Annotated in this window: 24 protein-coding genes, 1 tRNA gene and 1 pseudogene; 17 read left to right on the top strand and 9 right to left on the bottom strand. The window is 46.5% G+C overall.

Features of this window, described 5'->3' with window-relative positions; all coding sequences use genetic code 11:
- Positions 1 to 16 precede the first annotated feature (16 nt).
- The 3 genes and pseudogenes from ACQ31U_RS04820 to selA form a co-directional block, all read right to left on the bottom strand.
- Positions 17 to 989 (bottom strand): annotated as a pseudogene (locus tag ACQ31U_RS04820) (IS3 family transposase).
- 78 nt (positions 990 to 1,067) lie between these two features.
- Entirely contained in the window at positions 1,068 to 2,948 is a 1,881-nt protein-coding gene (selB, locus tag ACQ31U_RS04815) for a selenocysteine-specific translation elongation factor (protein WP_431053950.1), read from the bottom strand.
- Positions 2,945 to 4,336 (bottom strand): L-seryl-tRNA(Sec) selenium transferase, encoded by a 1,392-nt coding sequence (gene selA, locus ACQ31U_RS04810; RefSeq protein WP_431053949.1) that lies wholly within the window; start codon positions 4,334 to 4,336, stop codon positions 2,945 to 2,947. Before selA ends, selB begins: the two co-directional genes overlap by 4 nt.
- Before the next feature lie 88 nt (positions 4,337 to 4,424).
- On the opposite strand from selA, the gene ACQ31U_RS04805 reads away from it, so the two are divergent.
- The 15 genes from ACQ31U_RS04805 (at position 4,425) to ACQ31U_RS04735 (ending at position 17,354) form a co-directional block, all read left to right on the top strand.
- A tRNA-Sec gene (locus tag ACQ31U_RS04805) sits at positions 4,425 to 4,519 on the top strand.
- Between the two features lie 487 nt (positions 4,520 to 5,006).
- Positions 5,007 to 5,537: a hypothetical protein gene (locus tag ACQ31U_RS04800; protein WP_431053948.1), complete on the top strand. Its 531-nt coding sequence runs from the start codon at positions 5,007 to 5,009 to the stop codon at positions 5,535 to 5,537.
- A gap of 424 nt (positions 5,538 to 5,961) precedes the next feature.
- Positions 5,962 to 6,702, top strand: coding sequence for a Fic family protein (locus ACQ31U_RS04795; protein ID WP_431053947.1), 741 nt, complete (start codon positions 5,962 to 5,964; stop codon positions 6,700 to 6,702).
- A 23-nt stretch (positions 6,703 to 6,725) separates the two neighbouring features.
- Positions 6,726 to 7,172, top strand: a complete 447-nt coding sequence (gene mioC / locus ACQ31U_RS04790; RefSeq protein WP_431054278.1) for an FMN-binding protein MioC — start codon at positions 6,726 to 6,728, stop codon at positions 7,170 to 7,172.
- Positions 7,173 to 7,621: 449 nt separating this feature from the next.
- Positions 7,622 to 9,514 (top strand): tRNA uridine-5-carboxymethylaminomethyl(34) synthesis enzyme MnmG, encoded by a 1,893-nt coding sequence (gene mnmG, locus ACQ31U_RS04785; protein ID WP_431053946.1) that lies wholly within the window; start codon positions 7,622 to 7,624, stop codon positions 9,512 to 9,514.
- Complete coding sequence (gene rsmG, locus ACQ31U_RS04780) at positions 9,514 to 10,149, top strand: 16S rRNA (guanine(527)-N(7))-methyltransferase RsmG (RefSeq protein ID WP_431053945.1); 636 nt, start codon at positions 9,514 to 9,516, stop codon at positions 10,147 to 10,149. Before mnmG ends, rsmG begins: the two co-directional genes overlap by 1 nt.
- 247 nt (positions 10,150 to 10,396) lie before the next feature.
- The gene (locus ACQ31U_RS04775) at positions 10,397 to 10,795 is read left to right on the top strand and encodes an ATP synthase subunit I (RefSeq protein ID WP_431053944.1); all 399 of its coding nucleotides are present in this window, start codon (positions 10,397 to 10,399) and stop codon (positions 10,793 to 10,795) included.
- A 24-nt stretch (positions 10,796 to 10,819) separates the two neighbouring features.
- The gene (gene atpB, locus ACQ31U_RS04770; RefSeq protein ID WP_431053943.1) at positions 10,820 to 11,620 is read left to right on the top strand and encodes a F0F1 ATP synthase subunit A; all 801 of its coding nucleotides are present in this window, start codon (positions 10,820 to 10,822) and stop codon (positions 11,618 to 11,620) included.
- A 64-nt stretch (positions 11,621 to 11,684) separates the two neighbouring features.
- Positions 11,685 to 11,939 carry a F0F1 ATP synthase subunit C gene (gene atpE, locus ACQ31U_RS04765; protein WP_431053942.1) on the top strand — a complete coding sequence of 85 codons (255 nt, stop codon included), beginning with the start codon at positions 11,685 to 11,687 and terminating at the stop codon, positions 11,937 to 11,939.
- A 62-nt stretch (positions 11,940 to 12,001) separates the two neighbouring features.
- Positions 12,002 to 12,472 carry a F0F1 ATP synthase subunit B gene (atpF, locus tag ACQ31U_RS04760; RefSeq protein WP_431053941.1) on the top strand — a complete coding sequence of 157 codons (471 nt, stop codon included), beginning with the start codon at positions 12,002 to 12,004 and terminating at the stop codon, positions 12,470 to 12,472.
- Positions 12,473 to 12,486: 14 nt separating this feature from the next.
- A complete protein-coding gene (gene atpH / locus ACQ31U_RS04755; RefSeq protein WP_431053940.1) occupies positions 12,487 to 13,020 on the top strand; it encodes a F0F1 ATP synthase subunit delta in 534 nt (177 codons plus the stop codon).
- 12 nt (positions 13,021 to 13,032) lie between these two features.
- The gene (atpA, locus tag ACQ31U_RS04750; protein ID WP_431053939.1) at positions 13,033 to 14,574 is read left to right on the top strand and encodes a F0F1 ATP synthase subunit alpha; all 1,542 of its coding nucleotides are present in this window, start codon (positions 13,033 to 13,035) and stop codon (positions 14,572 to 14,574) included.
- A gap of 24 nt (positions 14,575 to 14,598) precedes the next feature.
- Entirely contained in the window at positions 14,599 to 15,465 is an 867-nt protein-coding gene (atpG, locus tag ACQ31U_RS04745) for a F0F1 ATP synthase subunit gamma (RefSeq protein ID WP_431053938.1), read from the top strand.
- Between the two features lie 21 nt (positions 15,466 to 15,486).
- Entirely contained in the window at positions 15,487 to 16,860 is a 1,374-nt protein-coding gene (gene atpD / locus ACQ31U_RS04740; RefSeq protein WP_431053937.1) for a F0F1 ATP synthase subunit beta, read from the top strand.
- Between the two features lie 65 nt (positions 16,861 to 16,925).
- A complete protein-coding gene (locus ACQ31U_RS04735) occupies positions 16,926 to 17,354 on the top strand; it encodes a F0F1 ATP synthase subunit epsilon (RefSeq protein ID WP_431053936.1) in 429 nt (142 codons plus the stop codon).
- 23 nt (positions 17,355 to 17,377) lie between these two features.
- On the opposite strand, the gene ACQ31U_RS04730 is transcribed toward ACQ31U_RS04735, so the two are convergent.
- From ACQ31U_RS04730 to cyaY, 6 genes are all read right to left on the bottom strand, one after another.
- Entirely contained in the window at positions 17,378 to 17,992 is a 615-nt protein-coding gene (locus ACQ31U_RS04730; protein ID WP_431053935.1) for a ferric reductase-like transmembrane domain-containing protein, read from the bottom strand.
- Positions 17,992 to 18,918 (bottom strand): protein-methionine-sulfoxide reductase catalytic subunit MsrP, encoded by a 927-nt coding sequence (gene msrP / locus ACQ31U_RS04725; protein ID WP_431053934.1) that lies wholly within the window; start codon positions 18,916 to 18,918, stop codon positions 17,992 to 17,994. Before msrP ends, ACQ31U_RS04730 begins: the two co-directional genes overlap by 1 nt.
- Before the next feature lie 144 nt (positions 18,919 to 19,062).
- Entirely contained in the window at positions 19,063 to 19,608 is a 546-nt protein-coding gene (gene sodC / locus ACQ31U_RS04720) for a superoxide dismutase [Cu-Zn] SodC (protein ID WP_431053933.1), read from the bottom strand.
- Between the two features lie 107 nt (positions 19,609 to 19,715).
- Positions 19,716 to 20,603 carry an aldo/keto reductase gene (locus ACQ31U_RS04715; RefSeq protein WP_431053932.1) on the bottom strand — a complete coding sequence of 296 codons (888 nt, stop codon included), beginning with the start codon at positions 20,601 to 20,603 and terminating at the stop codon, positions 19,716 to 19,718.
- A 74-nt stretch (positions 20,604 to 20,677) separates the two neighbouring features.
- Positions 20,678 to 22,507 (bottom strand): DNA helicase RecQ, encoded by a 1,830-nt coding sequence (recQ, locus tag ACQ31U_RS04710; RefSeq protein WP_431053931.1) that lies wholly within the window; start codon positions 22,505 to 22,507, stop codon positions 20,678 to 20,680.
- Positions 22,508 to 22,510: 3 nt separating this feature from the next.
- The gene (gene cyaY, locus ACQ31U_RS04705; protein WP_431053930.1) at positions 22,511 to 22,837 is read right to left on the bottom strand and encodes an iron donor protein CyaY; all 327 of its coding nucleotides are present in this window, start codon (positions 22,835 to 22,837) and stop codon (positions 22,511 to 22,513) included.
- 118 nt (positions 22,838 to 22,955) lie between these two features.
- On the opposite strand from cyaY, the gene lptM reads away from it, so the two are divergent.
- Complete coding sequence (gene lptM, locus ACQ31U_RS04700; RefSeq protein ID WP_431053929.1) at positions 22,956 to 23,084, top strand: LPS translocon maturation chaperone LptM; 129 nt, start codon at positions 22,956 to 22,958, stop codon at positions 23,082 to 23,084.
- 2 nt (positions 23,085 to 23,086) lie between these two features.
- Complete coding sequence (gene lysA, locus ACQ31U_RS04695; protein WP_431053928.1) at positions 23,087 to 24,337, top strand: diaminopimelate decarboxylase; 1,251 nt, start codon at positions 23,087 to 23,089, stop codon at positions 24,335 to 24,337.
- Positions 24,338 to 24,394: the final 57 nt, after the last annotated feature.

Here is a 24,394-nt window from a genome sequence, read left to right as displayed (position 1 = left end):
CAAAAAGTTGGACTGCTTAATGAACGGATTGAGTTCGATATTGTATCGGGTTTAATCCTTTTAATCTTACTTGAATTCGTTCAGTATTGTAATACTCAATATATTGATGAACCGCCTGCTCAATGTCATCTGCCGTATCAAATTGCCGAACATAAAAACATTCTGTCTTCAGCCTGCCGAAAAAACTTTCCATTGCGCCATTATCCAAACAATTTCCCTTTCTCGACATACTGATTTGAATCTGATTATCTGCCAATATCTTGCGATAAGACGGCATTTGATACTGCCGGCCTTGGTCTGAATGTAATATCGGCGTTGCCTCCTTCGGGAGCTTATTCACGGCTTGTCGCAACATCTGCTCAACCAGTGCCCGGTTTGGACGACGACCAAGTTGATAGGCAATCACCTCATTGTTAAATAAATCTACCATTGGCGATAAATAAACCTTATTACCGTCTTTCGCTTTAAATTCAGTGATATCTGTCACTAACTTCTCGTAGGCGTTTTCTGCCTTTCGGCTTCGTCTTTCAGGGATAATTCCATCGACTTTTTTAAGATGGCATTCTCCGCACGCAAACGTAAATTCTCTTGTTCTAATTGTTTTAACGGCGTTAATGGCTTAACGTGTTTTTTCGATTTATTCGGTTTATTCACGGCTGGTCGTCCTTTGGGCTTATCAATCAGTCCATTTATGCCAAATTGTTTGAAACGTTGCAACCATTGATAAACAACACTGCCGTTTGATACGCCCAGGTCAGTTCGGTGTGTTGTATATATTCAATGGCTTTCAGTTTATCTTCAAGCCTATATTTTCGTTGTATATCTAGGACGGCTAGCCCATCAAGACCGGAATATTGATATTGTGCAATCCATTGGCGAATACTGCGTTGGGCAACCTGAAAATGTGTTGCGGTTTTGCTGATAGATTGATGATGTTGAAAATAATATTCAACGATTTGTTGTTTCAATACTTGGGTATATTTAGTCATAAAAATCTGCACCTTAGTCAGTTGGTTTTGCAGTCCAACTTTTGGGGGGCAGATCAACATTAAGGCGTTTTTTATCCGCTAAATTTGTTCGAAAATATCCGCATCGCGTAGTAAATGCTGATCGCCTTTGCGCCGCAAAAAACCGCACTTGTCGAAATATTCGATTAACTGCACCGTCATTTTCCGCCCGAATTGCAACTGATCGCGCAGCTCATTCACCGAAATCGCCCCGTGTTGTTCAATATGCACTTTAATCCGTTCGGCATAAGCATACAGAGTTTCAGTTAAGAAAAAGCGGTCTTTGATAATCGCGGTCAGATAGCCCAGTTTACCGGCTTTATACAGAAAATTACGCATCACACTTTCATCGATTGCCAATAGTTTGGCAAGATCGCGCACCCAAACCGCTTGCCCCTGCGCCGCTAAAAATGCCGCTTCGGTGCGTTGCCACAACTGTTGTTCCTCCTCGGTGAAGGCAATTTTATGATCGGGCAAATGAATCCAACCGCGGGTTTGTGCCAAATCCCCTTGTTGCAGCAACGTCTGGATAAAGTGATAAATCACGCTTTGCGGTTGTTTCAGTGCCGCCATGCGTTGCAAACGCGCTTTGGAAATACCTAATTGATCAGGATGTTGCTGATGATACAAATGCAACGCTTGCACTAATTTTTGCTGCTGTTGTTGCCGATAATCCTGATTAAACACATAGCCTTGCAACGCAGTAAATGCTAACGTCGTCTGCAACTCGGCAAACTGCGTTTCAGTTAACTGTTCCGCCCAGCAAAGTGCGGTTTGTTCAACACAACCCCGTTGTAAATAGCGGCTAATCCGCTGTGCCTGGGTTTCCGCTTGCGCCAATTGCCACAAATATGCCAAACGCGCCGGTTGGCGTTTATACCGTTGCGGCGAGGCGATTTCCAACACACTCGCGCCGGCAAGGGTGTGTTGATTATCGCCGCTGCGCACAATCACTTTATCGCCAAACGCCAAAAACAGTGGCTGTTGTAATATCAGTTCGGCAAGTACTTTTTCATTCTGTTGCATTGAAGCCGTTTCAACCGCACTTTGCTCCAACAACGTCAATTTGCCGACAGTGTGGCTGGCGGCGTGATAAATATGCACGGCTTGGCTGGCTTTTAACGCCTGAATCGGATTTAACAACAGCGTAATCCGATCGTTGGCTTGTGCTTGCGCATGGGAAAACAGCCAGTCGCCGCGTGTGATTGCCAGTTGATCGGCGGCTAAATTTAACGCCAAGCGTTGCCCAGCCACGCCGTGGGTATTTTGCTGATTTTGCGCATGGATATTCTTCACCCGAATCGTTTGTTTCAGCTGGCTGGATAAAAATAGCGTGTCATCAATCGCCACTTGTCCGGCAAATGCCGTGCCGGTCACCACTTTGCCCGCGCCTTTGATATGAAAAGTGCGGTCAATCGCATAACGGAACGGTTTTTCGCTAGCCTGATTTTTTTGGCTTAATCCGAATAAATACCGTTTTAGCTCGCCAATTCCTTGCCCGTTTACCGTTGACGTGGCAAAAACCGCACTTTGCGTCAAAAACGGATAACGTTGTTTTAACTGTTGTTGCAACTGGTTAATTTGTTCCGCCGAGGCTTTATCCGCCTTGCTGATTACTACAATAATTTCTTTAAAATCCAATAAGTTAAGAATGGCAAGATGTTCTTCGGTTTGCGGCTTAATCCCCTCGTCGGCTGCCACCAGCAACAGCGCATACTGCACGCCGCCGACACCGGCAAGCATATTGGATAAAAAGCGTTCGTGCCCCGGCACATCAATAAAACCCAAAATCTGATCGCCGTACGGCAAATAGGCATAGCCCAAATCAATGGTCATGCCGCGTTTTTTTTCTTCCGGCAAATGGGTGGTGTCGGTGCCGGTGAGGGCGCGAATCAAGGCGGTTTTGCCGTGATCGACGTGTCCTGCGCTGACTATAATCATAATTCGTCCAAGGTGATAAAAAGTTGTTGCGGATTGGCAAGACTGCGCAAATCCAACCACAGTTTTTGCTGTTCAATCCGCCCGATAATCGGCTGGCTCAGCTGTTTCAACGAACGGATCAACTGCATTAACTCCTCATTTTTGCCCGAGTGCGGTCGCAAGGTGATCGCTAATGACGGAATGCGGGACATCGGTTGCGATCCGCTACCGATCTGTGCCGAACTGGCTTCGATCTGCAAGCCATAATCCGCGCCCAGTTTTTCTTGCAACTTGGCCAATAGCGGCTCGGCAATCGCTTGTAATTGGCCCACATCTTGGGTTAATAACTGCAAAGTCGGGTTGCTGTGCGCTAATTTTTCCGGGAATAGATAATCACGCAAAGTGGCTTCCAAACCGGCTAAAATCACCTTGTCGCAACGCAACACCCGTTTGAGCGGGTGCTGTTGCAACTGCTCGATATAGGCTTTTTTGCCGACGATAATGCCCGCTTGCGGTCCGCCAAGTAGTTTATCACCGGAAAAACAGACCAAATCCACGCCGTCTGCCAACATTTTTTGCGGGGTCGGTTCGGTCGGCAAACCGTATCGACCGAGATCGACTAATGCGCCACTGCCCAAATCGCTGATTAACGGCAGTTGCTGTTGTTGCGCCAACTGCGCCAATTCCGCTTCGCCGACACTTTCGGTAAAACCGCAAATTTGGTAGTTGCTGCTGTGAACTTTCAGCAAAAGTGCGGTATTTTCGTTGATTTGTTGCTGATAATCGGTTAAACGGGTGCGGTTCGTCGTGCCGACTTCCACCAGTTTACAACCGGCTTGCTGCATAATGTCCGGAATGCGAAACGCACCGCCGATTTCAATCAGCTCGCCGCGTGAAATAATCACCTCTTTACCGCTGGCAAAGGTCGCCAGCAGCAACAACACCGCCGCCGCATTGTTATTCACGATACACGCCGCTTCCGCCCCGCACAACTGCGCCAACAAGTCGCTGCAATATTGATCGCGATGGCTGCGTTTGCCCTGCGCCAAATCAAATTCCAACGCCACGTTTTCTTGCATTGCGCCTAACGCCGCCTGTTGCGCCGACCGCCCCCACAACGCACGTCCTAAGTTGGTGTGCAACACCGTCCCGGTCAGGTTATGCACTTTCTTGATCGCCACCTGCTGTTGCTGTTGCAGTTCATGCGCCACTTTTTTATACAACGCGCTAAAATCACTGAAATAGCGCGGCAGCTGCTGTTGTTGCCGAATCTGCACCCGCGCCTGCTGCAACAAACTACGCAACTGCGCCACCACCGCCGAATGCCCGAACCGCTCGCTCAGCAATTGCCCCTGCGGGGTATTCAAAATTTTGTCGATTGAAGGTAATGCGCGATAAAGTTGGTTCATAACCGCCCCGAATTCAAATAATAACAAGAGATATATTGATTTTAATGCTATTTGAATTAAAATTCAGTACAATATTGTGATTATCAATGGAAGAGCGTCGTTTCCGGTGAAGCGGCAGGACTTCAAATCCTGTTGAGGCTGCCAGCAGTCTCGGGTGGGTTCAACTCCCATTCTCTTCCGCCACTTCACTAATCATACTGTTTCATACTTCCGTATATCGCCCAATAAAACCCAATAACATCAATCATTTAGCTAAAATCTATTCATCACTGTTAATCATATTTTATCACTCTATATCACTTTTTTTGTTCCCTGTTTTATACTATCACCTTAACTCCCTAAATTTACTCCCTAAAAATGCCATTTTTGAAAAATAAATAGGGAACAATAAATCCATAACTCACTGAATATAAAAATGAAAAACAAGATCACCACAGGGATAAAAAAGGATAAATCTTCAAAAACAGGGAACTATAAATTTTTATATAGAGAACAAAAACAAAATAAAGAACTCACTAAGTTGTGTTAGCATTTAGATTGCTGCTAGTGTTTTGCTTCGGCGACATAATAACAGCAATTAGGCACCGCAGGACATGCCGTGCTTGCCTGTGGAGGAACGGTGCAATCAAACCGAATTTACAGAAATAATTACTGTTAAAAAGGATATGTTATGAAAAAAATAGTTATCTTGGCTTTAGCAGCATTATCGCTATTAACTGGCTGTGACAATGAAAAAAACGACACCGCTATCACCACTAGTGAAGGTAATTTCATAGCACAAAAAGAAACCCTGTCATCACAAAATGACGCTGATATTCGTACGGATTTATTAGCTATTAATTCTGTGGTTAATACTTCTAATACTAAAGCATCGGAACTTAATCAAGAGTTGGTTTCTGCAAGTAAAAACAGTGATAGTTCAGCAATAAAAGTTATAATGGGGCGATCAAAAGCGCTGTTAGAATCTACTAATAATTCTTTGTTTGGTTTAAAGATAAAGAGTCAAGAAGTTCAGGATATCCGTATTGGAATTTATCAGGGGAATATGATTTCAATTAAGCTTTATGAACTTTATTTGAAAGATAATCAAACAGATAAAGATAAAGAAGAAATAGAATTACTTCAAAGACAAATGGTTGAGTTGCAGCAAAGTATTGGCAGTAAACTTGACCAATTAAATTCTCAGTACAAGGTACAGTAATGCTTGTCTGCCTAAATCTGCACCATATGCAAGCAAGATTTTATCGGTCGTGCAATTGACACCAACCCTAAAGGCGTTCAGCAATGGACGCTTTTTTAATTGAACGATTAAAAAACTAAACCTCAAATAAAGTTCAGGAGTTCCACTCATGGCAAGGCGAGTTAAGCCACTTTCTGACAGCAAGATTAAGAACGCAAAACCGAAGCAAACCGCCTATTCATTGGCAGACGGTAACGGCTTACCGCTACAATAAACGCAAATGTTACAGGATTGGGCGGACTATGTAGAAAGCTAGGCACCAAGCCCAATAGTCACAGAATAAACACCTAACTGTATGCTAGTACAGTATGCATAGTTATGATTAAATATAGCGCATAATAAGTAATTTCTATTTTGACAATTCGCAAAGCTAAGGGCTGATGAAATGACAGAGCAAATACAACACATTGACGAGTTAAAAAATCAATTGTCGGCATTGCGCCCCTTGAGTGCGGCAGAGCTAAAACGGCTGCAAGAAGAGTTTATTATCGAATCTTCTTATAATTCTAACGCTATCGAAGGTAACACGCTGACACTGCGGGAAACGGCTTTGATTTTGCGTGACGGCATAACCATTGCTGAAAAACCTATCAGAGAACATTTAGAGGTTATCGGCTACAAAGACGCTTTTAATTATCTGTTTGAGCTGGTGGCAAACCGTGAGCCATTAACCGAGCGTACGATTAAAGAAATTCATTCGCTGGTGCTGATGAATGACGCAGAGAATAAAGGCGTATATCGGCGTGTTCCGGTGCGAATCATGGGCGCAGACAATGAACCGGCGCAACCGCACTTAATCGCCGAACAAATGGACGCATTACTTGCTGATTATGCCGATAAATTACAGCACCAACACCCGATAGAGGCGATAGCGTGGCTGCATTTGGCTTTTGAAAGCATTCACCCGTTTATTGACGGTAACGGACGCACAGGGCGGTTATTGTTGAATTTTGAATTGATGAAGTGCGGTTATTTGCCGATTGATATTAAATTCAGTGACAGGGCAAAATATTATCAATGTTTCGATGACTACCAGCACCAACAGCAGCCCAACGCGCTTTTATCATTGATAGCCGGTTATGAAATAGCGGAGTTACAGCGATATATTGCGATTTTAAGCCGTTAATTAACAAAAAAGAGAAAAATATGATGCAGCAAACAGTTTGTATTATCAGCGGCAGCACCCTCGGCAGCGCGGAATATTTAGCGGAGCATTGCGAGGATGTGTTGCAACAACACGGGATCAAAACCGCACTTTTGCATGGTGCGAATTGGGATCAGATCAACGATTTTCAATATTGGCTAATTGTCACTTCAACCCACGGCGCAGGTGATCTGCCGGATAACTTATCGCCGTTATTTGAACATATCGAGCAGGAAATCGATGATTTAAGCCAAGTGCGGTTTGCAGTGATCGGGTTGGGGAATTCCGATTATGATACCTTCTGTTTTTCGGTCAATAAAATCGAAGCAGTGCTAAATCAGAAACAAGCTATTAAGCTAGCTGATAGTTTAAAAATTGATGTGCTTAATTGTTTCGATCATGATCAGGCGGCAGATAACTGGTTACCGCAATTTATCGATCAACTGAAATAATCCGCTTAAAAAACCAGCAAAACGAAAAAAGTTCGCTTGTGGATAACGACGATTATAAGTGTAGATAAACTGTATTTATTATTTGAATAACAATTAAAGCAAATCGGGCTGTGGATAAAACCGCACGTTATCCACAAGATTTATTAAGCGACAAGCGATCTTTTTCACACGATCCAAAATGGATCAAGATCTTATAATTAAAAGAAAAAACGGCTTTCTTCACAGGATCACTACCGGCTAATAATAACAATAATAAGATCTTTATATATAAAAAGATCTTTTCTTTATACGCCGGCGATCAAAATTTGATCCGTATGATCGACACCACGGATCAAGTTAATAAATTTCCTTTCACCCTCTGATTAAATTCAGTAGAATAGCGCCCAATTTTACGATCATTGATCAACGCAAGATCGAATTGATCGTATCCGGATCAAACAAGGCATTTTATGATTTATACAGAAACTTATGATGTGATCGTCGTCGGTGGCGGTCATGCTGGCACGGAAGCGGCACTTGCACCGGCACGAATGGGCTTGAAAACCCTATTATTGACCCACAATGTCGATACCTTAGGGCAGATGTCCTGTAATCCGGCGATTGGCGGCATCGGCAAAGGGCATTTGGTCAAAGAGATCGATGCCATGGGCGGTTTAATGGCAACGGCTACGGATCAGGCCGGGATTCAATTCCGTACCTTGAACAGCAGTAAAGGTCCGGCGGTGCGTGCTACCCGTGCGCAGGCGGATCGGGTGTTATATCGCCAAGCCGTGCGGATCGCCTTGGAAAATCAAGAAAATCTCGATATTTTCCAACAGGAAGTGGTTGATATTTTATTGGATCAGGATCGTATCAGCGGGGTTAGTACCAAAATGGGGCTGACTTTCCGTGCCAAAGCGGTGGTGTTGACTGCCGGGACGTTCTTAGCCGGCAAGATCCATATAGGCATGGAAAATTATGTCGGCGGTCGTGCCGGTGATCCGGCGTCGATCATGTTGGCAGATCGGTTGCGTGAATTGAATTTACGCGTTGATCGTTTGAAAACAGGCACCCCGCCGCGCTTAGATGCGCGCACCATTGATTTTTCGGTATTGGAACAGCAGCACGGCGATACGATCCTGCCGGTCTTTTCGTTTATGGGATCAGTCGATCAACATCCGCGTCAGATCCCGTGTTATATCACCCATACCAATGAAAAAGCCCATGATCTGATCCGTGCCAATTTGGATCGCAGTCCGATGTATGCCGGGGTGATCGAAGGGATCGGGCCGCGTTATTGCCCGTCGATCGAAGATAAAGTAATGCGTTTTGCCGAGCGCAACAGCCATCAGATCTACTTAGAACCGGAAGGTTTAACCAGCAATGAGATCTACCCGAATGGGATCTCGACCAGTTTGCCGTTTGACGTGCAAATGGGGATCGTCAATTCGATGAAGGGTTTGGAAAAAGCACGGATCATGAAACCGGGTTATGCGATCGAATATGATTATTTCGATCCGCGCGATCTGAAACCGTCATTGGAAACCAAAGCGATCAACGGTCTGTTTTTTGCCGGGCAGATCAACGGTACCACCGGTTATGAAGAAGCGGCGGCGCAAGGTTTGCTTGCCGGGATCAATGCCGGTTTGTTTGTACAGCAAAAAGCCGCTTGGTATCCGCGCCGTGATCAAGCCTATTTAGGCGTGCTGGTCGATGATCTGTGTACGCTGGGCACCAAAGAACCTTATCGGGTGTTCACTTCGCGTGCCGAATACCGTTTGTTGCTGCGTGAAGACAATGCTGATCTGCGCTTAACCCCGATTGGACGTGAACTGGGCTTGATTGATGAAGCTCGTTGGGCGCGTTTTAATCAAAAACTGGAAAATATTGAACAAGAACAACAGCGCTTGCGCCAAATTTGGATTCATCCCCAATCGGAACATTTGAATGAAGTCAATGCGATTTTAAATAGCCCACTAACCCGCGAAGCCAGCGGTGAAGATCTGTTGCGCCGTCCGGAAGTGGATTATAAAACCCTGACCGCACTTTCAGCCTTCGCCCCGGCGTGTGCCGATGCGCAAGCGGCGGAGCAGGTGGAAATTTCGATTAAATACCAAGGTTATATCGAACATCAATACGAAGAGATCGCACGGCATAAACGGCATGAAAGCACTGCGATTCCGCCGGAATTTGATTACGATAAAGTCAACGGCTTGTCCAACGAAGTGCGGTTGAAATTGACCCAGCACCGTCCGATCTCGATCGGACAAGCTTCGCGTATTTCCGGGGTGACCCCGGCGGCGATCTCAATCTTGCTGGTGAATTTGAAAAAACAAGGTATGCTCAAACGTGGGGATGAATAATGACGTTGGCGATTGAATTACGGGCAAAATTGGATCAGCTGCTGGCGCAAACCGCACTTTCGGTCAACGATCAGCAAAAGCAGCAATTGGTTGCTTTTGTTGAATTGTTGAATAAATGGAACAAGGCGTATAACCTGACATCGGTGCGTGATCCGCAGGAAATGCTGGTGAAGCACATTCTCGACAGTTTGGTGGTGAGTCCTTATTTACAAGGTTCGCGCTTTATCGATGTCGGCACCGGACCGGGCTTGCCCGGCATTCCGTTGGCGATTATCAACCCCGATCAGCAATATGTGTTGTTGGACAGTCTCGGCAAGCGGATTACCTTTATCCGTCAAGTCATTCGTCAGTTAGGTTTGACTAACGTCACGCCGATTCAAAGCCGGGTTGAGGAATATCAGCCCGAAGTGCGGTTCGACGGGGTGCTTAGCCGCGCGTTTGCTTCATTACAGGATATGACCGCCTGGTGTCGGCATTTAGTGGCGGATTCAGGGCGGTTTTATGCCTTGAAAGGGATTTTTAATCCCGATGAATTGGGCGAACTGCAACCGCACTTTGTATTGCAGCAAAAAATGAAGTTGTCCGTGCCGCAATTGGTCGGAGAAAGGCACTTGATTATTCTGGTAAAAGGTTAAAAATCGGGTTATCAAAAATGGATAAACGAGGGCTTTATCATTTATTGTGATAAAAAAGTAAAATTTTTTTAGTAATTGTTAAGCAGATAGCATTTTTACGCCCTTTAATCGTTGCAATAATTTAATCTGACCGTATAATTTATGCCAGTTTTATTTGTACCTAATTTACCTCGTTAGAGTTAAAGTGTTGTACATAAATTAACCATGAATAGCTAAGTTCTATTTCGGTTAAGTAACAGGATATGAGATGTCGGCGGTACTGGATAAAAATAAAAAGCTTTATAGCAAAGTCTTTATTATCGAATTCGCATTGATATTAATCGGTTATGCGTTATTTTATCTGTTACAATCGGCACTTTCCCTCTCTTTTTTGTTGGGATCCGTGATAGCTTGGCTGCCACAGATGGTTTTTGCGGTTTATGTCTTTTATCTGCAGGCGGATTCGCCGATAGCAAATAAAGCGAAAATACTCTACCGGGGGGAAGGAATAAAAATCGCCTTGATGATCATTTTGTTATTGCTGGTGTTCATCAATATCGAATTGAACCCGATTGTCTTTTTTGCGGGTTATTTTTGCTTTATTTTACTTAATAACCTTTTACCTTTTGTATTGGGGCGGATGTTCGATACAAAAGCTAAAAACTAACTCACTGACGAAGTAGGAAACTGTATGGCTGCCGAAGGTTCATCCCCAACCTCTATTGAATATATTCAACATCACCTTTCGTTTCTCAACAAGGGCGAAGGATTTTGGTCGGTCAATATCGACTCTTTATTTTTTGCCGTCGTAACCGGATTCTTGTTCATCTATTTTTTCCGTAAAGCCGCGAAAAAAGCGACTAGCGGCGTGCCGGGCAAATGGCAATGTGCGGTCGAAATGATGGTGGAATGGGTTGACGGCGTGGTGAAAGAAAACTTCCACGGCAGCCGTAATTTTATTGGTCCATTAGGACTAACCGTTTTCGTTTGGGTGTTATTAATGAACACCATCGACTTGGTGCCGGTCGATTATTTACCGCAAATTGCCCATGCGTTGGGCTTTGAATACCTGCGTGCGGTACCGACCGCAGATATGAACGTGACTTTCGGCATGTCGATTGCGGTATTTTTCCTGATCATTATCTACACCGTCAAATCCAAAGGCTTCGGGGGTTTGGTGAAAGAGTACACTATGCACCCGTTCACCCATCCGGTGTTTATCCCGGTTAACTTCCTGTTAGAAACCGTCACCTTATTGGCTAAACCGGTTTCATTGGGCTTGCGTCTATTCGGTAACCTCTATGCCGGCGAATTAATTTTTATTTTGATCGCCTTGACCTACTCCGCCAACTATCTGGTCGGCGGTTTGGGGATCGGCTTACATCTGGTATGGGCAATCTTCCACATTTTGGTGGTGGTATTGCAAGCCTTTATCTTTATGATGTTAACCATTGTCTATATCAGTATCGCGTATAATAAAGCGGAACATTAATTTTTAACTTTTATTTTTAACCCGGCAATTTTGCCAACACTTTAACTTAAACATGGAGAAACTCATGGAAACTGTAATCACGGCAACAATTTTCGCTTCTGCAATTATGATTTCAATTGCGGCATTCGGCACCGCTATTGGCTTTGCATTATTGGGCGGTAAATATATGGAGTCGGCAGCCCGTCAACCTGAATTGGCTAACTCTTTGTTGACCAAAATGTTTATCGTGGCAGGTTTACTTGATGCGATTTCAATGATTGCGGTTGGTATTGCATTGTATTTCATCTTCGTCAGTCCGTTTACTGCGTTATTAGGTTAATTTTTTGCGTTATAGCCAAATCAAGGCTGTAGCTACCTATAACCATTATTGAGGAGGACGTTGTGGATATTAACGCAACACTAATCGGACAATCGATTGCATTCCTACTGTTTGTCTGGTTTTGCATGAAATTTGTCTGGCCACCGATTATCAAAGCGATTGAAGAGCGTCAGGCTGGGATTGCCAATGCCTTGGCGTCTGCCGAAGCGGCGAAGCAAGAGCAAGCGGATACCAAAGTGCTGTTAGAGCAAGAGCTCAATGCAGCCAAAAAACAAGCGCAAGAGATCATCGATCTGGCGAATAAACGTCGCAATGAAATTTTGGATGAAGTGCGGTCTGAAGCCGAGTCGGTCAAAGCCAAAATTATCGAGCAAGGTTATGCCGAAGTGCAAGCCGAACGCAAACGGGCACAAGAAGAGTTGCGCGTTAAAGTGGCTTCATTGGCGTTGGCTGGTGCAGAAAAAATTGTGGGTCGTTCAATTGATGAAGCGGCAAATAGCGACATCATTGATAAACTTGTTGCAGAACTATAAGGAAGGTGGGGCTAATGTCAGAATACATCACAGTCGCACGCCCCTATGCTAAAGCCGCATTTGATTTTGCGGTGGAACAGAACCGGTTGGAGCAATGGCAGCAAATGTTGAATTTTAGCGCTGCCGTGACTGAAAATGATCAGATTAAAAATTTTCTGAAAGAATCGTTTTCACCGCCAAAAGCCGCCGCAACCTTGATTCAAATTTGTGGTGATCAGCTGGATCAGTACGGGCAAAACCTTATCCGTTTAATGGCAGAAAATAAACGCTTACTGGCGTTACCCGAAGTGCTTCGTCTGTTCGAACAGCTAGTGGATGAGTATAAATCCCTGGCTGAGGTTGAAGTCATTTCCGCCGAACCATTAACGCAGCAACAACAACAAAATATTCTCCAGGCAATGGAAAAGAAACTTGCCCGCAAAGTGAAATTAAATTGCAGCATTGATAAAAGCCTGATTGGCGGGGCGTTGATTCGCAGCGGTGACTTGGTCATCGACGGCAGCAGTCGCGGTCAATTAGCGCGTTTGGCAAATGAATTGCAATTGTAAGAGGAATAGAAGATGCAACTGAATTCTACAGAAATTAGTGAACTGATTAAGAAACGGATTGCCGATTTTAGCGTAACGAGCGAAGCGCGTAATACCGGCACTATCGTGTCGGTAAGTGACGGTATTATCCGCATTAACGGCTTAAGTGATGCGATGCAAGGGGAAATGATTGCCCTGCCGGGTAACCGTTTTGCGATTGCGCTCAACTTGGAACGCGATTCGGTCGGCGCGGTGGTGATGGGGCCTTATTCCGATTTAGCCGAAGGCATGGAAGTGCAATGTACCGGGCGTATTTTGGAAGTACCGGTCGGTCGTAATTTGTTAGGTCGTGTGGTTAATACCTTAGGGCAACCGATTGACGGCAAAGGCGAAATCGTTGCCGATGCGTATTCGCCGATTGAAGTGATTGCGCCGGGCGTTATCGACCGTAAATCGGTTGATCAGCCGGTACAGACAGGTTATAAAGCGGTAGACTCGATGGTGCCAATCGGTCGCGGTCAGCGTGAGCTGATTATCGGTGACCGTCAAACCGGTAAAACCGCACTTGCGATTGATGCAATCATCAACCAACGCGATTCCGATATTAAATGTATCTATGTGGCAATTGGGCAGAAAGCCTCTACAATCGCCAATGTGGTGCGTAAATTGGAAGAACACGGCGCATTAGACAACACTATCGTGGTCGTCGCGTCTGCTGCGGAATCTGCCGCATTGCAATACCTTGCGCCATACGCCGGTTGTGCGATGGGCGAATTTTTCCGTGACAACGGCGAAGATGCGTTGATCGTGTATGACGATTTGTCTAAGCAAGCGGTTGCTTACCGTCAAATTTCCCTATTATTACGCCGTCCGCCGGGTCGTGAAGCATTCCCAGGGGATGTATTCTATTTGCACTCACGTCTATTAGAACGTGCGGCGCGCGTTAGCGCGGAATACGTTGAAAAATTCACTAATGGCCGGGTGAAAGGCAAAACCGGTTCTTTAACCGCATTGCCGATTATCGAAACCCAAGCCGGTGACGTTTCCGCATTCGTACCAACCAACGTGATCTCCATTACCGACGGGCAGATTTTTTTGGAATCCGATCTGTTTAACTCCGGGATCCGTCCGGCGGTTAACCCGGGGATTTCGGTCTCGCGCGTCGGTGGTGCGGCGCAAACCAAAGTGGTTAAAAAACTGGCGGGTGGTATCCGTACCGCACTTGCGCAGTACCGCGAATTGGCGGCGTTTGCCCAGTTTGCTTCCGATTTGGACGACACAACCCGTAAACAGTTGTCACACGGTCAAAAAGTGACGGAATTACTGAAACAAACCCAATACTCGCCATTAAGCGTCGGACAACAAGCGTTGGTGCTGTTTGCGGTGGAATTCGGTTATCTTGATGATGTCGAGTTGGATCGTATCGGTTCGTTTGAAAGCAGCTTATTTGATTTTGCCAATAATCATGAAGCGGAATTCTTAAAAGAGCTGTCCAAAACCGGCGACTACAATGATGAAATCAAGGATAAACTGAAATCTATCCTGGATAACTTCAAAACCAAAGGTGCATGGTAAATATTGACCTAACGGAGAGATGAAATGGCAGGTGCGAAAGAGATCAGAACCAAAATTGCCAGCGTGAAAAGTACGCAAAAAATCACCAAGGCAATGGAAATGGTGGCAGCCTCAAAAATGCGAAAAACGCAGGAACGCATGTCTTCTTCACGTCCGTATTCAACCGCAATACGTAACGTAATTAGCCATGTATCCAAAGGTAATATTGAGTATCAGCATCCTTTTTTGGTGGAACGGGAAATCAAAAAAGTCGGCTTTTTGGTGATTTCGACTGACCGTGGTTTGTGCGGCGGTTTAAACGTTAATTTGTTTAAAACCGCACTTAACGAGATTAAACAATGGAAAGACAAGCAAGTCAGTGTCGAAGTCGGCTTGCTCGGTTCAAAAGCGATCAGTTTTTTCCATTCGTTGGGTTTAACCATTCGCGGACAAACTTCAGGAATGGGCGATACGCCGTCGGTTGAGCAGATTATCGGGATTGCCAATGCGATGTTTGACCGCTATAGCAACGGCGAATATGACGCGATTTATGTGGTTTACAATAAATTCGTCAACACCATGTCGCAAAAGCCGGTGGTACAGCAGCTGATTCCACTGTCTGCATTGGAAAAAGACGAACTGACGACCGAAAACAGCTGGGATTACCTGTATGAGCCAAACGCCAAATATCTGCTGGATAAACTGTTGACCCGTTATTTGGAAGCGCAAGTTTATCAAGCGGTAGTCGAGAATTTGGCATCGGAACAAGCGGCGCGGATGGTGGCGATGAAGTCGGCGACGGATAATGCCGGTAACTTGATTAACGACTTGCAGTTGGTTTACAACAAGGCGCGTCAAGCCAGTATTACAAATGAATTAAATGAAATTGTTGCCGGTGCGGCAGCGATTTAACCAAAGAATAGAGGATCGGTAATGGCAACAGGAAAAATTGTACAAATCATCGGTGCCGTCATTGACGTTGAATTTCCACAAGATGCGGTACCTAAAGTCTATGACGCATTAAAGGTGGAAACCGGATTAACCCTTGAAGTTCAACAACAGTTGGGCGGCGGTATGGTGCGTTGTATCGCAATGGGTTCATCAGACGGCTTAAAACGCCATTTGAGCGTAACCAACACCAACAACCCGATTTCAGTGCCGGTTGGGGTGAAAACCCTTGGGCGTATCATGAATGTGCTGGGGGAGCCTATTGATGAAAAAGGCGATATCGGCGCGGAAGAAAGCTGGTCAATCCACCGTGAAGCCCCGAGTTATGAAGAGCAATCCAATAGCACCGAATTGCTGGAAACCGGGATTAAAGTTATCGACTTGGTGTGTCCGTTTGCGAAGGGCGGTAAAGTCGGTTTGTTCGGTGGCGCCGGTGTAGGTAAAACCGTGAATATGATGGAGTTAATCCGTAATATTGCGATTGAACACTCCGGTTATTCGGTATTTGCCGGCGTGGGTGAGCGTACCCGCGAAGGCAACGATTTCTACCATGAAATGCAAGATTCCAACGTATTGGATAAAGTATCACTGGTGTACGGGCAAATGAACGAGCCGCCGGGCAACCGTTTGCGCGTGGCGTTAACCGGTTTGACCATGGCGGAAAAATTTCGTGACGAAGGACGCGATGTGTTGTTCTTCGTGGATAACATCTACCGTTATACCTTGGCAGGGACGGAAGTATCCGCTTTGTTAGGACGTATGCCGTCGGCGGTAGGCTATCAGCCGACCTTGGCGGAAGAGATGGGCGTATTGCAAGAGCGGATCACCTCAACCAAAACCGGCTCAATCACCTCGATTCAAGCGGTTTACGTACCGGCGGATGACTTGACTGACCCGTCACCGGCAACCACGTTTGCCCACTTGGATGCAACGGTGGTATTAAGCCGTCAGATCGCCTCATTGGGGATCTATCCGGCGGTCGATCCGTTGGATTCGACTTCGCGTCAATTAGATCCGTTAGTGGTCGGTAAAGATCACTACGAAGTGGCGCGTGGCGTGCAATCGACGTTACAACGCTATAAAGAATTGAAAGACATTATTGCGATTTTGGGGATGGACGAGTTGTCGGAAGACGACAAACTGGTTGTTGCCCGTGCGCGTAAAATCGAACGTTTCTTATCGCAGCCGTTCTTCGTGGCGGAAGTCTTTACCGGTTCGCCGGGCAAATATGTGTCGCTAAAAGACACCATTGCCGGCTTTAAAGGTATTTTGGACGGCGAATACGATCATATTCCGGAACAAGCGTTCTATATGGTCGGTTCTATCGACGAAGTATTGGCAAAAGCCGAGAAGATGTAATCATTCCTTGGGTAATATTGCATTGTAATATTACCCGTTAGGTCACTAAATAAAAGGAGAATACGATGGCATCTTCATTTGAACTGACGGTGGTCAGCGCGGAAAAGCAAATTTTTCACGGTGAAGTCAATGCGATTCAGGTTTCCGGGGTTGAAGGGGATTTAGGGATTTTAGCCGGGCATACCCCGTTATTAACCGAGATCAAACCGGGCGTACTACAAATCAAACAAGAAAGCGGACAGGAAATTATCTATGTTTCCGGCGGTTTCTTAGAAGTGCAGCCGACCACGGTAACCGTGCTGGCCGATACGGCGATTCGTGGTGACGAGTTGGATAAAGATCGGATTCTGGCAGCAAAACGCCGTGCCGAGGAAAATACGCATTCCAAACATGGCGATGTGGATTATTCCTTGCTGTCGTCCAAATTGTCACGCGAATTGGCAAAACTGCATGCTTATGAATTGACTGAAAAGTTGACTAAAGCAAAACGTTAATTGCTTGTCTGATAAATACGCCGTCATACTCTCAGCGTTGGCGGCTTTTTATTGGAAAATAAATGAGCGAAGGCTTTGAAAAATATAATGGCTACGGCTACGGCAATAAAAAACAGCGGTTGCAGGGTAATGCCTTTAACCGACCAATAGTAATGAATAATGCCCAATATTATTGCTAAATAGCTTAATTGATGTAATGAAAACCAGTTTTTTGCCATTTTCCGGCGCAGATAAGGCAAAGAACTGACTGCCGCCGCCAAAAATAACAGTAAAGCCAAGCTACCGATCAGCAAGTAAGGACGGGTGGCGATTTCTGTGAAAAACAGGCGGTAATCGAAAGCTAATTCAAAAAATAAATAGCTTACGAGATGTAACAGTAACCAAAATAGCGCCCACAATCCCAAATCACGATGAAAGCTACGTAGGCGGGCGTTACCGTACAACTGGGTCAGTATCCGCAATAGAAATAGCGCGCTAAAGAGATAAAGTGCGGTTAAGCCTAGAAAATGGATCAATTCTTTGCCCGGATCGGCAGCAAAAACCGCACTGATATCGCCATATCCCAGTGTATAAATTAGCCATAGCAACAGCGCGCTACAGCCGCCATGAATACCGATACGAAGCAAGAGGTATAACATCAGAAATTTGTCCGCAGATCGAGATGATTGTATAAAGAAGAGACCTCATCGGCATAGCCGTTAAACATTAGAGTCGGTTGACGTTTAACCGAAAGCAAACCGCCGCTGCCGATAATCCGTTCGCTGGCTTGCGACCAACGCGGATGATCAACATTCGGGTTTACATTGGCGTAAAAACCGTATTCGTGCGGTGCTAGCTTTTGCCAAGTATTCAAAGGTTGCTGTTCGGTCAAGGTGATTTTCACAATCGACTTAATGCTTTTAAAGCCGTATTTCCACGGTACGACCAAACGTACCGGTGCGCCATTTTGTGGCAATAAATCTTTGCCGTACAATCCGACCGCCATTAAGGTGAGAGGATGCATGGCTTCCTGTATGCTCAAACCTTCGACATAAGGATAATCAATGCCGCCGCCGAGATAACGATCGCGTTGTCCCGGCATTTGTTGCGGATCATATAGGGTTTCAAAGCGGACATATTTGGCATTGGCAGTCGGATTGACCATCTTTAATAATTGGTTGAGCTCAAAACCTAACCACGGAATAACCATTGACCAAGCTTCTACACAGCGAAAACGGTAAATTCTTTCTTTCAAGGCAAAACGGTGATGTAAATCGTCCCAATCCAATGTCAGCGGTTGATGGACTTCACCATCAATGGTTAAAGTCCAGGGATTTGTTTGCAACTGCCTGCTCTTTTTTTGCGGATCGTTTTTGCCAACCCCAAATTCGTAAAAGTTGTTATAGCCGGTCACTTTATCTTCAGGTGTGAGTTTAAGTGAATTTTCCGTATCTAATACCGTTTGTGCCCGCAATAAATCCGGAACTAACAAACTGCTGCCGGCAACCCCAAGTGCGGTCAAAATTTTGCGACGATGATGAAAAATACGTTCATCGGTAACGTCATATTCACGATATTTTTTCATATCAACTCCTAGATTATGTTCCATCGTTATTTTAATTGGACAAAAAAATAGTATAAAAGTGCTGTCAATTAATAGGAGTTTATATAAAGATACGTTTTTAAAAATAACCCTGATTCATGTCAGGGTTATTGATTAAGGATAAAACTATTTGATTACACCGCACGCCATTCTGGCACCGCCACCGCCCAACGGCGCCGGGTGATCGGCATGGTTATCGCCACCGGCGTGAATCATAATCGAACGTTGTTTGATGTCAGCCAGTTTTTTCAAGCGCGGCGCCAATACCGGATTGGTTGCGGTGCCGTCTTGGTTCACGGTTAGTGCCGGCAAATCCCCTAAATGTGCGCCTTTTTCCCATGGGAAACCGTGTTTTTCCGCTTTTTCAGGATCCCAATGCCCGCCTGCGGCTAAACCGGCGACCAGTTTGCCGTCTTTTTCTTTGGCATCACAACTCGGATTTTGGTGTAGGTGAAAACCGTGCAAGCCCGGTGTTAGATCGCGTAATTCCGGGGTAAATACCAAGCCGTAATCCGATTCGGTGACCACAATTTTGCCGATGTCTTGATTGCCGTTAGCCGGATCCAACAACTGCACCTGAATGCTCAGACTATCGCTGTCGGCGGCCAGTGTGCTTGTCGGCAGTACAAAAGCGCAAAGGGAAAGTGCGGTGACAAGTAACGTTTTTTTCATAGTATCTCCTTAAGTAAGTGATTAATCCGATACTCAACGACCGGATAAGTCTACCATAAAGCATAATTAACAAAATTTTAAGTGATTCGGTTCACAAAACGACTAAATTATGGAATATCATGCCCCTGTGCCGCTTTATACACCTCAATCCAATCCTGTTCGGTAAAGCGGATTGCAAGCGCCTCGACCGCCCTTTTAATCCGGCGCAGTTCGCCCGAGCCGATCACCGGCGTGATTTTTGCCGGATGGCTGAGCAGCCAGGCGAATGCCAAGGTGTCTAAGTGGCTTTCGTTAAAACGTTGTCCGATGTCGAGCAGGGCTTTGCGCACGCGCGCGCCGGCAGGGTTATCTTTGTTAAACAGCGCGCCGCCTGCCAACGGCGACCACGCCATCGGACGAATGCGTTTTTCCATTAAATAATCCAGCGTGCCGTCGTTGAACGGATCTAAATGCAATGGCGAAATTTGAATCTGGTTGGTGACTAACGGCTGCTTGAGATAGGATTGCAACATACTGAATTTACTCGGGGTGTAGTTGGATACGCCGAATGACCGCACTTTGCCGCTGCGTTGTAAATCATCAAAGGCGTTGGCGACTTGCTCCGGGTCAACGCAAGGCGAGAGACGGTGAATCAGCAGCAAATCCAGATATTCGCACTGCATTTTAGCAATCGAACGTTCGGCGGAAGCCACGATATGTTCGTAGCTGTTATCGTAATAATGGCTGTCGATATTCGGCAGTTCTTGGCTTGGAAAGAGGATACCGCACTTGGTAATCAGCGTGATTTCTTGCCGCAGCGACGGTTTGAGTTTTAACGCTTGCCCGAAGGCTTCTTCATTGGTAAACGCGCCGTAACAGGCGGCATGGTCAAAGGTGCGGATACCGATTTCAATCACTTGCTCGGTCAGTTGTAACAGTTGTTGTGGGGTTAAATTCCACTCTTTTAAGCGCCAGTAACCGTGTACCAGCCGATCCAGTTGAAATGCGCTGCTCATGATGTTCCCCTTTTGTATTTGCTGTGATTATAGCGACATCATAACGCAAAAGTGCGGTCAGGCGACAGGCTATTTTATTGCTTTTGCAGATTGGCTTGATGTTCTTTAATCAAAGAGATAAACGGCTGGGCGAAGCGATCCAACTTACGCAAACCGACGCCGTTGATTTGTAGCATTTCGCTGTTGGACGTCGGCATTAGTTGCGCCATTTCCTGTAAGGTGGCGTCGTTGAACACGATGTACGGCGGAATGCTTTCCTTGTCGGCGATTTGCTTACGCAGGAAACGCAGACGGGCGAACAGGTCTTTGTCGTAATTTTTCAGCGCGGTGTTTTGGCCGCGCTGAATCACCGACATCGACAAACGTGGGGTGGCAAGCGAAAGTGCGGTTTCGCCGCGCAAAATCGGGCGTGCCGCTTCGGTCAGGCGCAAGGCGGAAAACTGCATAATGTTCTGTTCGATATAGCCGAGATGAATCAACTGGCGGATCACGTTGAACCAATACTCCTGACTCTGCTCTTTGCCGATGGCAAACACCGACAGTTGGTCGTGCCCGTGATCTTTAATCCGCTGGTTTTGCAAACCGCGCAGCACCGCCACCACATAATGCAAGCCGAAGTTCTGCCCGACACGGTAGATCACCGACATCACTTTTTGCGCGTCGAGCAAGCCGTCATAGGATTTGGGCGGATCAAGGCAAATATCGCAGTTTTTACACGGCGTAGTGCGGTGTTCGCCGAAATAGTTCAACAGCACCAAACGGCGGCAGGTCTGCGCTTCGGCAAAGGCGCCCATGGCTTGCAATTTATGCTGTTCCACTTGGCGTTGCTGGCTTTCCGGCTTTTCCAACAACATCTTGTTTAACCAGGCATAATCGGACGGATCGTACAACATCACCGCTTCCGCCGGCAAATCGTCGCGCCCGGCACGCCCGGTTTCCTGATAATAGGCTTCAATCGTGCGCGGCAGATCAAAATGCAGCACAAAACGCACATTGGATTTATTAATTCCCATACCGAAGGCGACGGTGGCGACCACCACTTGAATATTATCGCGCTGAAACGCCAGTTGCGTCGCCTCGCGCTCGGCAATGTCCAAGCCGGCATGATACGGCGCGCAACTGATATTGCGCCGTTGCAGGCTTTCGCACAGCTGTTCGGTTTTCTTGCGACTGTTGCAATACACGATCCCGCTCTTGCCCTTCTGCCCCAACACAAAGCGGCATATCTGTTCAATCCCTTTGTATTTTTCGACCAAGGTGTAGCGGATATTGGCGCGGTCAAAACTGCCGATATATTGATAAGGCTGCTCGAACGCCAAATACTGCAGAATATCCTGCCGGGTCGCCTGATCGGCGGTGGCGGTCAATGCCATAATCGGCGTGTCGGGAAAGCTCTTTTTCAAGCCGCCAAGTGCGGTATATTCCGGACGGAAATCATGCCCCCATTGCGAAATACAATGCGCCTCGTCAATGGCAATAAAACTGACTTGGCATTGGCAGATAAATTGGAAAAAGCCGGTGGTCATCACCTTTTCCGGCGAAATATACAACAGCTTCAATTCGCCGTTGATCGCCTTATTCTGCACCTGTTGCTGTTCGGCAAAGGATTGGCTGGAGTTGAGATACGCTGCTTCCACGCCGTTGCTCAACAACTGATCGACCTGATCTTTCATCAGTGAAATCAATGGTGAAATCACGAGGGTCAAGCCGTCAAAACAGAGCGCAGGCACTTGGTAACACAGCGATTTACCGCTGCCGGTCGCCATCACCACCAGCGTATCTTGTCCGCTTAACACCGCTTCGATCACCGCCTGCTGCCCCTGACGGAAAGCATGATAACCAAACACTTGTTGCAATACGGCAAGTGCGGTGGTGAGTGTTGGGCTAGGCGGCAAGGCAGACATGGATTATTTTGTTACGTGATTAGCGAGGGTCACGCTTTCGCTGTAATAAGCGGTCAAGGCTTGATTTAACAGTTGGAAAAATTCCTGTTGATCGGCGGTCAGCCACTGTCCATCGCGGAATTTGAAGTGATAGCCGCCCAGTTTGCTGGCAAGCCACAGCTCAAGCAACGGCTCTTGTTTGTTGATCACGATTTGCTGTCCGTTTTCAAAAGTGATGGAAAACACCGAACCGTGGGTGTCGCAATCGACATCAATTTCCTGCTGATCCAGTTGTTCTTCAATTGTGTTCCAAGTCTGTTCAACCTGACGGTGAAATTCTGCTACGTTCATAGGTTAGGGTCTGTTAAAGGAAAGTAGGCACAAATTATAGTCATTTTGCCGCGATAGTGATAGCACAAAGCGTGAATTAATGGTAAAAATAGCCGTTATTTAATGATAAGAGGCAGTTATGAAAAAATATTTGGCGTGTTTGCTGACAACGGCGATGTTGCTCGGTTTAAGTGCGTGCGGCGTGAAAGGTCCGCTCTACTTCCCTGCGGAAAAACCGGCTGAAACACAATCAATCAATCAGGGTTAAACATGGATTTTTTTCACTATCAAAATCAACAATTGATGGCGGAAAACGTGCCGGTGGCGCAAATTGCCGCCGAATTCGGCACGCCGCTGTATGTTTATTCCCGCGCTACGCTGGAACGCCATTGGCACGCTTTTGACGACGCATTCGGCGCGCACCCGCACTTAATCTGCTTTGCGGTTAAATCCAACCCGAATATTGCGATTTTAAACCTGATGGCAAAATTGGGATCAGGCTTTGACATTGTGTCGCAAGGGGAGCTGGAGCGCGTGCTCGCCGCCGGTGGCGACGCCGGCAAAGTGGTGTTTTCCGGCGTGGCAAAAACCGAAGCGGAAATCCGCCGCGCGTTGGAAGTCGGTATCCGTTGTTTTAACGTCGAATCGCTCTCCGAATTGAAACGGATTAACCAAGTGGCGGCAAGTTTAGGCAAAATCGCGCCGATTTCATTGCGCGTCAATCCGGATGTCGATGCCAAAACCCACCCGTATATTTCCACCGGCTTGAAAGAGAATAAATTCGGGGTCAGCGTTGATGAAGCGCGTGAGGTTTACCGCTTTGCCGCTACCTTGCCCAACATTAAAATCAGCGGCATGGATTGCCATATCGGTTCGCAACTGACCGAATTGCAACCGTTTTTGGACGCAACCGACCGTTTGTTGCTGTTAATGCAGCAATTAAAACAAGACGGCATTGCGTTGCAGCACTTGGATTTAGGCGGCGGATTGGGCGTGCCTTATCACGGCGAAACGCCACCGCACCCGAGTGAATACACCACCGCTTTGCTGCAAAAACTGCAAGCTTATCCCGAACTGGAAATTATCCTCGAACCGGGACGCGCCATCACCGCCAATGCCGGCATTTTGCTCAGCAAAGTGGAATACCTGAAAAGCAACGAATCGCGCAATTTCGCCATTGTCGATGCCGGCATGAACGACATGATCCGCCCGGCGTTATATCAGGCGTATATGGAAATCATCGAAGTTGACCGCACTTTAGATCGGCAAAGTGCGGTCTACGACATCGTCGGCCCGATTTGCGAAACCTCCGATTTCCTCGGCAAACAACGCCAACTGGCAATTGCCGAAGGCGACTTGATTGCGCAACGTTCGGCAGGCGCTTACGGCGCAAGTATGTCTTCCAACTACAACTCCCGCCCACGCATCGCCGAAGTGATGGTGGACGGCGATAAAGCGCATTTGATTAAACGCCGTGAAAGCTATCGGGAGTTGTGGCAGTTGGAGCGGGTGTTGCCTTAAATGCCGAGTTCAAACCGCACTTTTATCGATGATCTGCACCCCAAAAGTTGGACTGCA

The organism is Testudinibacter sp. TW-1 (genome assembly GCF_050613185.1).
Classification (GTDB): domain Bacteria; phylum Pseudomonadota; class Gammaproteobacteria; order Enterobacterales; family Pasteurellaceae; genus Chelonobacter.
This window is presented reverse-complemented; position numbering and strand designations above follow the sequence as displayed.

Excerpts from the sequence above, each read along its gene's own strand:
- selB (WP_431053950.1), bottom strand. The coding sequence starts at position 2,948 with ATGATTATAGTCAGCGCAGGACACGTCGATCACGGCAAAACCGCCTTG.
- selA (WP_431053949.1), bottom strand. The coding sequence starts at position 4,336 with ATGAACCAACTTTATCGCGCATTACCTTCAATCGACAAAATTTTGAAT.
- ACQ31U_RS04800 (WP_431053948.1), top strand. The coding sequence starts at position 5,007 with ATGAAAAAAATAGTTATCTTGGCTTTAGCAGCATTATCGCTATTAACT.
- ACQ31U_RS04795 (WP_431053947.1), top strand. The coding sequence starts at position 5,962 with ATGACAGAGCAAATACAACACATTGACGAGTTAAAAAATCAATTGTCG.
- mioC (WP_431054278.1), top strand. The coding sequence starts at position 6,726 with ATGCAGCAAACAGTTTGTATTATCAGCGGCAGCACCCTCGGCAGCGCG.
- mnmG (WP_431053946.1), top strand. The coding sequence starts at position 7,622 with ATGATTTATACAGAAACTTATGATGTGATCGTCGTCGGTGGCGGTCAT.
- rsmG (WP_431053945.1), top strand. The coding sequence starts at position 9,514 with ATGACGTTGGCGATTGAATTACGGGCAAAATTGGATCAGCTGCTGGCG.
- ACQ31U_RS04775 (WP_431053944.1), top strand. The coding sequence starts at position 10,397 with ATGTCGGCGGTACTGGATAAAAATAAAAAGCTTTATAGCAAAGTCTTT.
- atpB (WP_431053943.1), top strand. The coding sequence starts at position 10,820 with ATGGCTGCCGAAGGTTCATCCCCAACCTCTATTGAATATATTCAACAT.
- atpE (WP_431053942.1), top strand. The coding sequence starts at position 11,685 with ATGGAAACTGTAATCACGGCAACAATTTTCGCTTCTGCAATTATGATT.
- atpH (WP_431053940.1), top strand. The coding sequence starts at position 12,487 with ATGTCAGAATACATCACAGTCGCACGCCCCTATGCTAAAGCCGCATTT.
- atpA (WP_431053939.1), top strand. The coding sequence starts at position 13,033 with ATGCAACTGAATTCTACAGAAATTAGTGAACTGATTAAGAAACGGATT.
- atpG (WP_431053938.1), top strand. The coding sequence starts at position 14,599 with ATGGCAGGTGCGAAAGAGATCAGAACCAAAATTGCCAGCGTGAAAAGT.
- atpD (WP_431053937.1), top strand. The coding sequence starts at position 15,487 with ATGGCAACAGGAAAAATTGTACAAATCATCGGTGCCGTCATTGACGTT.
- ACQ31U_RS04735 (WP_431053936.1), top strand. The coding sequence starts at position 16,926 with ATGGCATCTTCATTTGAACTGACGGTGGTCAGCGCGGAAAAGCAAATT.
- ACQ31U_RS04730 (WP_431053935.1), bottom strand. The coding sequence starts at position 17,992 with ATGTTATACCTCTTGCTTCGTATCGGTATTCATGGCGGCTGTAGCGCG.
- msrP (WP_431053934.1), bottom strand. The coding sequence starts at position 18,918 with ATGAAAAAATATCGTGAATATGACGTTACCGATGAACGTATTTTTCAT.
- sodC (WP_431053933.1), bottom strand. The coding sequence starts at position 19,608 with ATGAAAAAAACGTTACTTGTCACCGCACTTTCCCTTTGCGCTTTTGTA.
- ACQ31U_RS04715 (WP_431053932.1), bottom strand. The coding sequence starts at position 20,603 with ATGAGCAGCGCATTTCAACTGGATCGGCTGGTACACGGTTACTGGCGC.
- recQ (WP_431053931.1), bottom strand. The coding sequence starts at position 22,507 with ATGTCTGCCTTGCCGCCTAGCCCAACACTCACCACCGCACTTGCCGTA.
- cyaY (WP_431053930.1), bottom strand. The coding sequence starts at position 22,837 with ATGAACGTAGCAGAATTTCACCGTCAGGTTGAACAGACTTGGAACACA.
- lptM (WP_431053929.1), top strand. The coding sequence starts at position 22,956 with ATGAAAAAATATTTGGCGTGTTTGCTGACAACGGCGATGTTGCTCGGT.
- lysA (WP_431053928.1), top strand. The coding sequence starts at position 23,087 with ATGGATTTTTTTCACTATCAAAATCAACAATTGATGGCGGAAAACGTG.